We start from the raw sequence: 13,230 nt of genomic DNA, 5'->3' as shown, positions 1-13,230 counted from the left end.
CGTAAATATCACTGTCCGATCTATTTCGTCAATTATTCAATAACTGTATCGAAGGAATCACCAATCTAAAGTTTATTTATGGCCCCTTCCTCTTTATACTGCACCGCAACATCGCAATCTTTACAGGGGAAACACCATGGCCACGACCCGCCGCTTCTTTGCCAGCGCGCTCGCCGCAGTGCGCAGCTTCTCGATCGAACTTTATGCCGCGCATGGCGGCTGGGCTCCTGCAATCCGGGGCTGAACATGGACATGCTCGATACCGTCCTGAGCGCCTGCGCCATCGTGGCGCTGGTCGTGCGCCTGGCCTTGTTCCTGCGCCCGGCGAAACGCCCGGGCAAGGCGGCCTGAACGCTGCGATGCAACAGCAGTATTGATGGGCTTGCGCCGGTTGTACGTATGTACGTACGCCGGCGCTTCCTTTTTTAGCAGGGATATTCTCCATATCACCCGCAGCGTGAAATGCTGAGCTAGAATGCAAGTCGCATTTTCTGGCAAGAAAGCCAATCTCCTTTCTACTTCAGCTCCTACAACACGATGCGTACACCAGCACTCACGATCTTCGCAGCGCTCCTGACCTTGCCGGCGCTGTCCACGGCGGCATCCACGCCCATCACCCTCGACCAGGCCATGGCCCACCCCGACTGGATCGGCACGCCGGTGGAGAACGCCTGGTGGAGCTGGGACAGCAAGCAGGTGTTCTACAAACAGAAGCGCACCGGCTCGCCGATCCGCGACACCTGGCAGATCAGCCAGGGCGGCAAGCCGAAGCTGGTGAGCGACCTCGATGCGGCCAGGATCGACGGCGCCGAGGTCATCTACAACCCGGCCCAGACCCGCGCCCTGATGTTGCGTAACGGCGACCTGTTCGAGCGCGACCTGAAGAACGGCGCGCTGGTGCAGATCACGCGCGGCGCCACCAGGATCGACGGGCTGCAGTATTCGGCCGACGAACGCACGGTCTACTACCGCATCGGCACCGACTGGTACGGCTGGGACCGCGCAAGCCGCGTGGTCGGCCCGGTCGCGCTGCCGCGCGCCGCCAAGGACCCGGCGGTGAGCGAAGAGGACGCGCTGCGCGACCAGCAGCTGCGCCTGATGGCCCACCTCAAGCGCCAGAAGGACGATCGCGACGCGCTGCGCGAGCGCATGAACGAACAGCGCCGCGTCGACCCGACCCTGCCCCCGGCTCCGGTCTACCTGGGCGACAAGGTCGCGATCGAGAGCAGTATGCTCTCGCCCGACGGCCGCTGGCTGCTGGTCGTCACCGCGCCGAAAGGCGGCGACAAGGGCCGCGTCGGCAAGATGCCGCGCTACGTGACCGAATCGGGCTACGAGGAATTCGACGACCAGCGCACCCGCGTCGGCCGCAACATGCCGGCGCCCCATGCGCTCAAGCTGGTCGACCTGCGCACCAACAAGGTGCAGGACTTGTCCTTCGACGTGCTGCCGGGCATCAACGTCGACCCGCTGGCCGAGCTGCGCGCCGCCGCCAAGAAGGAACCGCTCAAGGGTAACCGCGCGGTGCGCGTCATCGACGGCGCCGATGCGATCGAATGGTCGGCCAACGGCGCCAACGTCGCCGTCATGCTGCGCGCGGTGGACAACAAGGACCGCTGGATCGCCACCGTCGACCTGCAGGGCGCCAAGCTCAAGCCACTGCACCGCCTGACCGACAACGCCTGGGTCAACTACGACAACAACGAATTCGGCTGGCTGCCGGACAACCGCACCCTGTGGTACCTGTCCGAGGAAAGCGGCTACTCGCACCTGTACACCCAATCCGCCGAAGGCGGTCCTGCCCGCGCCCTCACCTCGGGCAAGTGGGAAGCCTCCGACGTGCGCTGGTCGCACGACGGCCGCATGGCCTATGTGATGTGCAACCGCGAGACGCCGGGCGACTATGAGGTCTGCGCGGTCGACGCCAGGAACGGCGCGGTCCGCGAAGTGACTAGCCTGGACGGCGTCGAGCGCTTCACCCTGTCGCCCGACGAGAAGAAACTGCTGGTGCACTGGTCGAGCAGCTACACCCCGGTCCAACTGGCCACGGTGCCGACCAGCGGCGGCGCGGCGACCAAGCTGACCGACACCCGCACGGCCGAGTTCAAGGCGCGCCAGTGGATCGAGCCGCAGTACGTGGCGGTGCCTTCGAGCGCCGGCGGCGATCCGGTCTGGGCCAAGCTGTACCGCCCGGCCCAGCTCGAACCGGGCAAGAAGTATCCGGTCGTGATGTTCGTGCACGGCGCCGGCTACCTGCAGAACGTCAGCAAGCGCTACCCGAACTACTTCCGCGAGCAGATGTTCCATAACCTGCTGGTGCAGAAGGGCTACGTCGTGCTCGACATGGACTACCGCGCCTCCAAGGGCTACGGCGCCAAATGGCGCAATGCGATCTACCGCCAGATGGGCCATCCGGAACTGGTCGACTACATCGACGGCGTGAACTACATGGTGGCGCAGCACCAGGGCGATGCCAAGAACGTCGGCGTGTACGGCGGCAGCTACGGCGGCTTCATGACCTTCATGGCCCTGATGCGCGCGCCGGAAACCTTCAAGTCGGGCGCCGCCCTGCGTCCGGTGACGGACTGGGTGACCTACAACCACGGCTACACCGCCAACATCCTGAACACGCCGGACATCGATCCCGAAGCCTACCGGATCTCTTCGCCGATCGAGTACGCCGACAAGCTGCAGGGCCATCTCCTGATCGCGCACGGCATGGTCGACGACAACGTGTTCTACCAGGACTCGGTGCGCATGGCCCAGCGCCTGATCGAGCTGAAGAAGGACAACTGGGAGCTGGCCAGCTACCCGCTGGAGCGCCACGCCTACGTCCAGCCGGAAGCCTGGTATGACCAGTACCGCCGGATTTACCAGCTGTTCGAGCGCACGCTCAAGCAGTAGGAACGAAGGCGCCTCCGGGCGCCTTTTTCGTAGGGTGGTCGGCTCTGCCGACCGCGCGTTCAACTCCCGTGTAAATGGATACAGCGCTGGTGGCCACATCCGCTCTGTCTGAACGCGCGGACGGCGAAGCCGTCCACCCTACCTACGCCAGGAAATCCATCAGCGTCAACGCCACCACCTTGGTGGCCTTGCGCAAATCATCCAGCCGCACATGCTCGTCGGCCTTCTTGGCATTCGACTCTTGCACCGTGCGCGGCCCGGCGCCGTACATCACGGCCGGGATGCCGCGCTCGCCGTACAGGCGCGCATCCGCGTACAGCGGCGTGCCCTGGGCCGTGATCTCTTCGCCGAGGATGGCGCGGCCGTGGCGCCGCAAGCTGTCCACCAGCTTGTCGGAACCGGGCAGCGGGCGCAGCGCGTGCGACAGCAGCAGGCGCCGGATCTCGAGCCGGATGCCGGGCATGCCGGCCACCGCCGCTTCGATCAGGGCGCGCACCTGCGCTTCCACCGCCACCGGGTCTTCTTCCGGAATCATGCGGCGGTCCATCTTCATGACCACCTTGCCCGGCACCACATTGGTATTGGTGCCGCCGTCGATGCGTCCCACCAGCATCGTGGGCGAATCGATGCCGGGTACCTGCGACTTGATCTTCTTGAGTTCCGGCAGCTGGCCGTAGATCGCGTTCAGGATGCGGGTGGCGGCCTGCAGCGCGTCCACTGCGGTTTCCGGCATGGCCCCATGGCCGGCCTTGCCGTGCACCGTGATCTCCAGCTGCAGGCAGGCGTTGTGGGCGGTGACGATGTTGTAGCTGAAGCCGGCCGCGATCACGTAGTCGGGACGGGTCAGGTTCTGTTCCAGCAGCCAGCCCGGCCCGAGCAGGCCGCCGAATTCCTCGTCGTAGGTGAAGTGCAGCTCGAGCGCGCCCTTGAGCGGCAGGCCCAGCGCCTCCAGCGCACGCACGGCGAAGACGTAGGTAGCGAAGTCGCTTTTCGACACCGCCGCCGCGCGGCCGTAGACGGCCCCGTCGACGATCTCGGCGCCGTAGGGCGGTGTGGTCCAGCCCTCGCCCGGCGGCACCACGTCGCCGTGGGCGTTCAGCGCCAGCGTCGGGCCGCCCGCGCCGTAGGGGCGGCGTACGATCAGGTTGGTGATGCTTTCCATGCCGTAGTCGCGCACCTGCTGCTGCGGCACCGCATGCTTCTCGGCGCTCCAGCCGTATTGCGCGAGCATCTCCGCCACCGCTTCGGCATGCGGCGCATTGTTCCCCGGCGGCGTATCGGTCGGGATGCGGATGACCTGCTGCAGGAAGCCGACCTGCTCGTCGAAGTGCTCGTCGATCCAGGCAAGCAGGCGTTCTTGGTGGTGTTGGTCCATCAGGGTTGTCCTGTCTTGGCCCCGGCTTCGAACCAGGCGCCGACCTGCGCCCGTTCGGCATCGGTCATGTTGGTGAGGTTCGCCAGCGGCATCGCCTTCAGCTGCACGGTCTGCTGGTAGATGCGCTGCGCGTTCTGGCTGACGAGTTCGGGGGTATGCAGCATGACCCCGGCCGGCGCCGTCGCGAAGCCCGCCTGGGTCGGATGCTGCGCGTGGCAGGACACGCAGCGCTGGTCGATGACGGTGCGCACCTGGGCGAAGCGCGCCGCGTCATCCGCGCCGGACTGCGCCTTGACCGCTACCGGCGCCTCCGGCGCGATGGCGAAGGCCAGGATGGCGAGCAGGGCCACGCCCGCCGCCGGGTATGTCCACTCGACGCGGCCCTTGTGGCGCAGGTTGAAGAAGTGGCGGATCAGCACGCCCGCCGCCATGATCACGGCCAGCACCGCCCACGCATATTCGTGGCGGTAGGTCATCGCGTAGTGGTTGCTGATCATGATGAACAGCACCGGCAGCGTGAAGTAGTTGTTGTGGACGCTGCGCTGCTTGGCCTTGATGCCGTGGACCGGGTCGGGCTTCTCGCCGGCCATCATGGCGTTCACCATCTTGCGCTGGCCGGGAATGATCAGCATCGCCACGTTCGCCACCATCATGGTCCCGATCATCGCCCCCACATGCAGGTAGGCGGCGCGGCCGCTCAGCAGGTGGGTCAGCACGTAGCTGCTTAGAACCAGGAAGGCGAAGATGGTGATCCCGAAGGCCAGGTCATGCTTGCCCAACGGCGAACGGCACAGCAGGTCGTAGACGATCCAGCCGATCGCCAGGCTGGCCAGGCCGATGCCCACCGCCTGCCAGCTGCTCAGGTCCGCCACGCTGCGGTCGACCATCATCGCCTGCGCGTTCAGGTAGTAGACGATCACCAAGAGCGCGAAGCCGGAGATCCAGGTGGAATAGGCTTCCCACTTGAACCAGTGCAGTTCCCTGGGCAGCTCGGCGGGCGCCACCAGGTATTTCTGCGGGTTGTAGAAGCCGCCGCCATGCACCGCCCACAGCTCGCCGGCCACGCCCTTGTTCGCCAGCTCCGAGCCCGGCGCCGGCGGGCGGATGGTGTTGTCGAGCCAGACGAAGTAGAAGGACGCACCGATCCAGGCGATACCCGTGATGATGTGCAGCCAGCGCACCAGCATGTTGAACCATTCCAGGGCGTACGGTCCGAGATATCCGAATCCATCCATGTATGCGTCCTTGTCGAGTATCCCTCGACGATAGCCTGATTTCATTTTCTGCAACATGAAATTTAGCGTATATTCGACATAACTGTATTGATATACGCTTCCATGGCCAGCCTGCCCCAGCACCTCGACCTGCACCTGATCCGCATCCTCTACCTGCTGCTGGTGGAGAAGAACGTCTCGCGCGTGGCGCTCAAGCTGAACCAGCCGCAGCCCTCGATCTCGGCCTCGCTGCGTAAACTCCGCGAACTGACCGGCGACCCGCTCCTGGTGCGCGGTGCGCGCGGCATGGTGCCGACCCAGCACGGCGAGAGCCTGCTCAAGCCGGCCAAGCGCATCCTCGACGAGACCGAGAGCCTGTTCGTGCGCAAGTCGCCCTTCGTGCCGGAGGAAGCGGCGCGCACCTTCCACGTCGCCGCTCCCGACTACCTGGACACCCAGTTCCTGCCGGGCGTGGTGGCTTCCTTGAGGCGCGGCTCGCCCAACAGCAAGGTGGTGATCCACGGCCTGGGGCCGGGCCTGGACTACCTGCGCATGCTGTCCGACGGCGAGATGGACCTGGTGATCGCCAACTGGGACGAGCCGCCCGCGCACCTGCACATGTCCAAGCTGTTCGAAGACCCGATCATCTGCACCATGCGCGCCGACAGCCCGTATGCCAAGCGCACCGCGACCGATGCGATGACGGTCGAGGATTACCTGGCGCTGCCGCACGTGGCGCCTTCGCAGATGCTGCCGGGCTACCACGGCGTGATCGACGCCCACCTCGACCGCCTGGGGCTGCGCCGCAAGGTGGCGGTCGAGTCGCCCTATTTTGGCGTGATTCCCTACATGCTGACCCAGAGCGACCTGGTGCTCACCACCGGGCGCCAGTTCATCCGCTTCTACGAGCGCACGCTGCCGCTCAAGAGCTTCACGGTGCCGATCAAGTTCCCGCCGATGCGCTTCTACCAGCTGTGGCACCAGCGGGTGCACCAGTCGCTTGAGCACAAGTGGCTGCGCGACCAGGTCAGCGCGGCGGCGCGTGCGCTGGTTGCAAAATAGACCAAGGCCGCGCAATACCCTTTATGGTGCCGGGCGTATAACCGGAGAGCTTGCAGGACTTATCATCATCGATTCCATTGAGGCGATGCGAACCATGACCACCCTGTCGGACCTGAACACCTGCCCGTCCGCCGCCTTCGTCGAGGCGCTGCGCGGCATCTACGAACACTCCCCGTGGATCGCGGAACGTGCCAGCGGCCAGCGGCCCTTCGCCAGTCTCGCCGCCCTCAAGCAGGCCTTGCAGGCGGCGGTCACGGCGGCCACGCAAGACGAGCAGCTGGCCCTGCTGCGCGCCCACCCGGAACTGGCTGGCAAGGCCGCGATCGCCGGCGAGCTGACGGCGGAATCCAAGGGCGAACAGGCGGCCTCCGGCCTGAACCGCTGCAGCCCGGAAGAATACGCCGTGCTGCACGAACTCAATGCCGAATACAAGGAGAAGTTCGGCTTCCCCTTCATCCTGGCGGTGAAGGGACCGACGGGACGCGGCCTCACCCGCGCCGCCATCATCGAGACCTTCGCGCGGCGCCTGAAGAACGCGTATGCCGACGAACTGCGCGAGTGCCTGCGCCAGGTGCACCGCATCGCCGAGATCCGCCTCAACGAACTGCTGCGGGTAGCGCTCCTGTTCGGGCCGCAGGTGATGGACTGGACCGAAGCGCTGGGCGCGATCAGCGACAGTCCCGACGGTCTCACCTGCGCCTACATGAGCGCGGCGCACCGGCGCACTGCCGCCCAGCTGCGCGACTGGATGATCGAGGCCGGCATGGACGCGCACATCGACGCGGTCGGGAACGTGGTCGGGCGCTACGCGGCGGCGCAGCCTGACGCCAAGACCCTCATCACCGGCTCGCACTACGACACCGTGCGCCACGGCGGCAAGTACGACGGCCGGCTCGGCATCCTGCTGCCCGTCGCCGTGGTGCGGCACCTGAATGAACGCGGCGAGCGCCTGCCCTTCCACCTCGAAGTGATCGGCTTCGCGGAAGAAGAAGGCGTGCGGTATCAATGCACCTTCCTGGGATCGAGCGCCATCACCGGCCGTTTCGACCCGGCCCTGCTCGAGCAGCGCGACAGCGATGGCACCAGCATGCGCGCGGCGCTGGCGGCCGCCGGCCACGATCCGGCGGCCATCCCCGCCATCGCGCGCGACCCGGCAGCGCTGCTGGGCTTTGTCGAGGTCCACATCGAACAGGGACCGGTGCTGCTGGAGCACGGTCTGCCGGTGGGAGTGGTGACGGCGATCGCCGGCAGCTCGCGCTACCTGGTCGAGCTCTCGGGCGTGGCCAGCCATGCCGGCACCACGCCGATGGGCATGCGCCGCGACGCGGCGGCCGCCGCCGCCGAGATCGTGTTGCTGGTCGAGGAGCGCTGCAGCGGGCGCGGTTCGCTGGTCGGCACGGTCGGCCAGCTCGAGGTGCCGTCCGGTTCCGTGAACGTCATTCCCGGCCGGTGCCGGCTGTCGCTGGACATCCGCGCGGCGACCGACGACGAGCGCCTGGCGGCGGTGGACGACGTCCTGGCAGGCGTGAGCGCCATCTGCGCGCGCCGCGGCATCGAGGAAAAGCTGTGGAAACTGGTGGAGGCGGACGCCGCGCCCTGCGCGCCGCGCCTGATGGACCGGCTGGGCGCCGCCATCGAGGCCGCCGGCCTGCCGCGCTTCGATCTGCTGTCCGGCGCCGGGCACGACGCCATGGAGATGGCGGCCATCACGGACGTGGCGATGCTGTTCACGCGCTGCGGCAATGGCGGCATCAGCCACAATCCGCTCGAGACCATGACGGCGGACGATGCGGAAGTTGCGGGCGACGTGCTGCTCGCTTTCCTGAGAGGCCTGGACGTGGGCGGACGATAGGCAGGCGCCTACTTCGTCGCGCGCGTCGATTCGTCCTTCGGCGACATCTTCAGGATCGCCAGGATCACCAGCGCGAACAGGGCGCTGAGGACCGCCGTCGCTTCCCGGCCCATGCCGGCGGCGACGCCGATGGCGGCGCTCAGCCACACGCTGGCGGCCGTGGTGACGCCTTTGACGTCTTCCTTGTCGGTTTGCTTGAGGATGGCGCCGGCGCCGATGAAGCCGATGCCCGCGGTGACGCCCTGCAGCACGCGCGACAGGTCGCCGATCTCCATGCCTGCCTGCAGTGGAATCAGCACGAACAGGGCGGCGCCGAGCGATACCAGCATGTGGGTACGCAGGCCCGCCGAGGCGCCGACCGATTCGCGCTCGTAACCGAGCATCCCTCCCAGCACGACCGCCACCAGCAGGCGCACCACGATGCGCGTGATGTCCTCGACGTTGCCGAGGTCCGAAAATTCATGCTGTATCGTCAGCCAGCTTCGCTCCATCCACTCCATACCGCTCCTCCCGAGAATTCCCCGGAATGATGCCATTTATACATGGATGACGTCGCCACGCAGGCCCAGCCCCTATCCGCCCACCGCGGCCACGCCGGCCCGCTCCAGCATCGCATGCAGCAGCACGTTGCAGCCCGCCTCCAGGTGGGCCGGCTGGGCATCTTCGATCTCGTTGTGGCTGATGCCATCCTTGCAGGGCACGAAGATCATGCCCGCCGGCGCCACCCGCGCGGCGTAGATGGCGTCGTGGCCGGCGCCCGAGACCACGTCCATGGTCGAGTAGCCCAGCTTCTCGGTGGCGGCGCGCACCGCGTTCACGCAATCCGGATGGAAGGGGCAAGGCGGGTAATAGGACACCCGCTCGACCTCGATGGCCAGGCCGCTGTCGCTGCGGGTTCTGGCGATGAAGGCCAGCATCTCCTCGTGCATGGTGTTCAGCAGCGCGTCGCTCACGTTGCGCAGGTCGATGCTGAACTTGACCTGGCCGGGGATCACGTTGCGGCTGTTCGGGAATACCTGCACCATGCCCACGGTCCCGCGTCCGTAGGGCGGGTAGCGGTTCGCGATCCGGACGACTTCCTGCATGATGGCGGTCGCCACCTGCAGCGCATCGCGCCGCAGTCCCATCGGGGTCGGGCCGGCATGCGCCTCCATACCCGTCACCGTGCAGTCGTACCACGACAGGCCCATCACGGCCGGCACCACGCCGATCACCTTGTCCGCGTCTTCCAGCACCGGGCCCTGCTCGATGTGGGTCTCGAAATAGGCGCCGATCGGATGCTCCCCCGGCACCTGGTCGCCCAGGTAGCCGATGCGTTCCAGTTCCTCGCGCACGCTTTTTCCCTCGGTATCGACCGCCGCATAGGCCGTCTCGAGCTTGACAGCGCCGCAAAACACGCCCGAGCCCATCATCACCGGCACGAAGCGCGAGCCTTCCTCGTTGGTCCAGAAGGCGACCTCGATCGGAGCCTCGGTCTGGATCTTGCGCTCGTTCAGGGTGCGCACCACTTCGAGCCCGGCCAGCACGCCGTAGTTGCCGTCGAACTTGCCGCCGGTCGGCTGGGTGTCGACGTGGCTGCCGGTGACGATCGGCGGCGCGGACGGGTTGCGCCCTTCGCGGCGCATGAAGACGTTGCCGATCTGGTCGACCGTGACTTCCAGCCCGCCCTCGCGGCCCCATCGCACCACCAGGTCGCGGCCCTGGCGGTCCAGGTCGGTCAGCGCCAGGCGCTTGACGCCGCCCTTGTCCGTGGCGCCGATCGCGGCCAGCTCCATCAGCGACCGCCACAGGCGCTCACCATTGATACGCAGTTCTTCCATGAGCTTCTCCTCGATCAGGCGGTGGTGGCGCTGAAGGCTGGACGCGCGATATAGCGCCCTGCCCCGGCTTCGGCACGCAGCGTGCCGCGCTCGAACACCAGCTTGCCTCTTGCTACCGTATGCGTGGGAATGCCGCGCACCGTGCGGCCTTCGAAAACGTTGAAACCGCCTTTCGAATGCTGGGTGGCGGCGGAGATGCTGCGGGTGCCGTTCGGGTCCCAGACCACGATGTCGGCGTCGCTACCCGCCGCGATCAAGCCCTTGCGCGGGTACATGTTGAAGATCTGAGCCGCGTTGGTGGAGGTCACGCGCACGAATTCGGAAGGCGTGAGCAGCCCGGTGTTGACGCCCGCGTCCCACACCACGGCCATGCGCTCCTCGACGCCGCCGCAGCCGTTCGGAATCCTGGTGAAATCGTCCTTGCCGGCCGCCTTCTGCTCGGCGCAGAAAGTGCAGTGGTCGGTCGCGGTGGTATGCAAATTCCCGCCCTGCAGGCCTTGCCACAAGGCCTGCTGATGATGGCTGCTGCGAAACGGCGGGCTCATCACGTGGGCGCGGGCGAAAGCGGGGTCGGGATGGCGGTAGACGCTGTCGTCGATGACGAGGTGGCCGGCCAGCGCTTCGCCGTACACGCGCTGTCCCTTGGCGCGTGCGCGCGCAATCGCCTCCAGCGATTCGGCGCAGGACACGTGCACGATGTAGACCGGGGTGCCGAGCACGCCCGCGATCGCGATGGCGCGGTTGGCGGCCTCGGCTTCCACTTCCGGCGGGCGCGAGAGCGGATGGGCTTCGGCGCCGCGGATGCCCTTCGCCAGCAGCTCCTGCTGCAGCTGGTAGACCAGTTCGCCGTTCTCGGCGTGGACGGTCGGGATCGCACCCAGTTCGAGCGCCCGGCGAAAGCTTCTGACCAGGGTCTCGTCATCGGCCATGATCGCGTTCTTGTAGGCCATGAAGTGCTTGAAGCTGTTGACGCCATGCTCGCGCACCAGCACGCCCATCTCCTCGTGCACCGACTGGTCCCACCAGGTGACGGCGACGTGGAAGGTGTAGTCGCCGGCCGACTTCCCGGCCCAGCCGCGCCAGGTGTGGAAGGCCTCCAGCAGCGACTGCTTCGGGTCGGGGATCACGAAATCCATGATCGTGGTGGTGCCGCCTGCCAGGCCGGCCGCGGTGCCGCTGAAGAAGTCGTCGGCCGTGACGGTGCCCATGAAGGGCAGCTGCATGTGGGTATGGGTGTCGATCCCGCCCGGCATCACGAACTGGCCGCCGGCATCGACGATGGCGGCGCCCGCGGGCGTGTCGAGGTTTTCGCCCACCGCCGCAATCCTGTCCCCCACACACAGCACGTCGGCGCGGAACGCACGGTCGGCGTTCACGACGGTACCGCCACGGATCAAGGTAGTCATGACTCTCCCTTCAGGTTGGATAGTTGTTCGCTGCGTGGTTCACGCTTGCGGGCGCCGGCGCCGTGCGGCCCTTCATCATCAGGCCATAGACGATGGCCGCGATCACGACACCGACGAACCAGGCATAGGTATAGATGGTCTTGAAAGCCTCGCCCACGTCCGGGAAGGCGTTCGGCAAGGCCGCGTTCAGGAAGCCCGGCAGGTTGGGCAGCACCCCGGCCGCGAAGGCCACGATGGCGGCGACGTTCCAGCCGCCTTTATACGAGTAGCTCCCGCCTTCCTTGTAGAGCTGGTCGACGTCGAGCCTGGTCTTGCGCACGAAGTAGTAGTCGACGATCATGATCCCGGCGATCGGCCCGAGCAGGGCCGAGTAGCCGGTCAGCCAGATGAAGATATAGTTCTGGGTGGTCTCGAGTATCTTCCAGGGCATCATGGCCAGCGCGATGCCGGCCGTGATGTAGCCGCCGGTGCGGTAGGAGATGCGCTTGGGCGACAGCGCCGAAAAATCGTAGGCCGGGCCCACCAGGTTGGCGGCCAGGTTGACGCTGGCGGTGTCGATCAGCAGGATGAGCAGCGCCACCAGCACGGCAATGCCGGTCATGCGGCTGGCCACGTCGACCGGATCCCACAAGGCCTTGCCGTACAGGACGACGGTGGCCGAGGTGACGGTCACGGCCAGCGCCGCGAGCAGGCCCATCGGCAATGGCAGGCCGAGCGTCTGGCCGACCACCTGGTCGCGCTGGGTCTTGGCGAAGCGGGTGAAGTCGGGAATGTTCAGCGCCAGCGTGGCCCAGTAGCCGATCATCGCCGTCAGGGACGGCCAGAACACCGACCAGAACAGACCGGCCTTCGGTCCGCCCTCGACGAATTGCGAGGGCTGGTCGAGCAGCGGGCCGAAGCCGCCCACCTTGTCGTACACCCACCAGAGCAGCAGGAAGCAGATCGCGATCTTCAGCGGCGCGGTGTAGGTTTCGAGCTTGCGGATCGATTCCATGCCGTGCACGATGAAGTACATCTGGATCGCCCAGAAGCACAGGAAGCAGGCCAGCTGGCCGAGGTTGATGCCCAGGCCCGGCAGGTTCTCGCCGCCGATCGGGGCGCCCAGCAGCACGCCCAGCAGCGTGTAGATCATGCTGCCGCCGAACCAGGTCTGGATGCCGTACCAGCCGCAGGCGACGATCGCGCGCATCAGGGCCGGAAGGCGCGCGCCGCGGGTGCCGAAGGAGGCCCGCGCCAGCACCGCATAGGGAATGCCGTACTTGGTGCCGGCATGGCCGACCAGCAGCATCGGGACCAGCACGATCACGTTCGCGAGGAACACCGTGAGCACCGCCTGCCAGGCCGACATCCCGCCCTCGATCAGGCTGGCCGCCAGCATGTAGGCGGGGATGCTGATCACCATGCCGACCCACAGCGCCGCGAAGTGATACCAGCGCCAGGTGCGCTGCGCGGCCGTGGTCGGGGCCAGGTCGTGGTTCCAGAGTTCGGTGCTTGCGCCCGTCGGCGCGTCATGGTGCGTGGTCACGGGGGGACTCTCCTCGTCGGTTGCGGATAATGCGACCGAGTGTAGCGCAATCGTAAGTACGCCGGTGCGGCG

General features: G+C 66.6%; 9 protein-coding genes. 3 read left to right on the top strand and 6 right to left on the bottom strand.

What is annotated here, in order from left to right:
• Positions 1-537: 537 nt before the first annotated feature.
• Positions 538-2,904 (top strand): S9 family peptidase, encoded by a 2,367-nt coding sequence (locus tag MasN3_RS06835; RefSeq protein WP_281913188.1) that lies wholly within the window; start codon positions 538-540, stop codon positions 2,902-2,904.
• Positions 2,905-3,046: 142 nt separating this feature from the next.
• On the opposite strand, the gene MasN3_RS06830 is transcribed toward MasN3_RS06835, so the two are convergent.
• Both MasN3_RS06830 and MasN3_RS06825 read right to left on the bottom strand, forming a co-directional pair.
• Positions 3,047-4,279, bottom strand: coding sequence for a M20/M25/M40 family metallo-hydrolase (locus MasN3_RS06830; RefSeq protein WP_281913187.1), 1,233 nt, complete (start codon positions 4,277-4,279; stop codon positions 3,047-3,049).
• Entirely contained in the window at positions 4,279-5,514 is a 1,236-nt protein-coding gene (locus tag MasN3_RS06825; protein ID WP_281913186.1) for a urate hydroxylase PuuD, read from the bottom strand. Before MasN3_RS06825 ends, MasN3_RS06830 begins: the two co-directional genes overlap by 1 nt.
• A 102-nt stretch (positions 5,515-5,616) precedes the next feature.
• Between MasN3_RS06825 and MasN3_RS06820 the strand changes: the two genes are divergently transcribed.
• Positions 5,617-6,555 carry a LysR family transcriptional regulator gene (locus MasN3_RS06820; RefSeq protein ID WP_281913185.1) on the top strand — a complete coding sequence of 313 codons (939 nt, stop codon included), beginning with the start codon at positions 5,617-5,619 and terminating at the stop codon, positions 6,553-6,555.
• A gap of 94 nt (positions 6,556-6,649) precedes the next feature.
• Entirely contained in the window at positions 6,650-8,407 is a 1,758-nt protein-coding gene (locus tag MasN3_RS06815) for an allantoate amidohydrolase (protein WP_281914445.1), read from the top strand.
• Between the two features lie 8 nt (positions 8,408-8,415).
• Here the strand turns inward: MasN3_RS06815 and MasN3_RS06810 are convergent, their stop codons facing one another.
• The 4 genes from MasN3_RS06810 to MasN3_RS06795 all read right to left on the bottom strand — a co-directional run bounded on the left by MasN3_RS06810 (position 8,416) and on the right by MasN3_RS06795 (position 13,158).
• Complete coding sequence (locus tag MasN3_RS06810) at positions 8,416-8,907, bottom strand: MgtC/SapB family protein (RefSeq protein ID WP_281913183.1); 492 nt, start codon at positions 8,905-8,907, stop codon at positions 8,416-8,418.
• 72 nt (positions 8,908-8,979) lie between these two features.
• Positions 8,980-10,227 (bottom strand): Zn-dependent hydrolase, encoded by a 1,248-nt coding sequence (locus MasN3_RS06805; protein ID WP_281913182.1) that lies wholly within the window; start codon positions 10,225-10,227, stop codon positions 8,980-8,982.
• 14 nt (positions 10,228-10,241) lie between these two features.
• The gene (gene hydA, locus MasN3_RS06800; RefSeq protein ID WP_281913181.1) at positions 10,242-11,633 is read right to left on the bottom strand and encodes a dihydropyrimidinase; all 1,392 of its coding nucleotides are present in this window, start codon (positions 11,631-11,633) and stop codon (positions 10,242-10,244) included.
• 10 nt (positions 11,634-11,643) lie between these two features.
• Positions 11,644-13,158 (bottom strand): NCS1 family nucleobase:cation symporter-1, encoded by a 1,515-nt coding sequence (locus tag MasN3_RS06795; protein ID WP_281913180.1) that lies wholly within the window; start codon positions 13,156-13,158, stop codon positions 11,644-11,646.
• Positions 13,159-13,230: the final 72 nt, after the last annotated feature.

The organism is Massilia varians (genome assembly GCF_027923905.1).
Taxonomy (GTDB): Bacteria; Pseudomonadota; Gammaproteobacteria; order Burkholderiales; family Burkholderiaceae_D; genus Telluria; species Telluria varians_B.
This window is presented reverse-complemented; position numbering and strand designations above follow the sequence as displayed.

Coding starts and splice junctions, on each gene's coding strand:
- MasN3_RS06815 (WP_281914445.1), top strand. CDS start 6,650: ATGACCACCCTGTCGGACCTGAACACCTGCCCGTCCGCCGCCTTCGTC.
- MasN3_RS06820 (WP_281913185.1), top strand. CDS start 5,617: ATGGCCAGCCTGCCCCAGCACCTCGACCTGCACCTGATCCGCATCCTC.
- MasN3_RS06805 (WP_281913182.1), bottom strand. CDS start 10,227: ATGGAAGAACTGCGTATCAATGGTGAGCGCCTGTGGCGGTCGCTGATG.
- MasN3_RS06830 (WP_281913187.1), bottom strand. CDS start 4,279: ATGGACCAACACCACCAAGAACGCCTGCTTGCCTGGATCGACGAGCAC.
- hydA (WP_281913181.1), bottom strand. CDS start 11,633: ATGACTACCTTGATCCGTGGCGGTACCGTCGTGAACGCCGACCGTGCG.
- MasN3_RS06835 (WP_281913188.1), top strand. CDS start 538: ATGCGTACACCAGCACTCACGATCTTCGCAGCGCTCCTGACCTTGCCG.
- MasN3_RS06810 (WP_281913183.1), bottom strand. CDS start 8,907: ATGGAGTGGATGGAGCGAAGCTGGCTGACGATACAGCATGAATTTTCG.
- MasN3_RS06825 (WP_281913186.1), bottom strand. CDS start 5,514: ATGGATGGATTCGGATATCTCGGACCGTACGCCCTGGAATGGTTCAAC.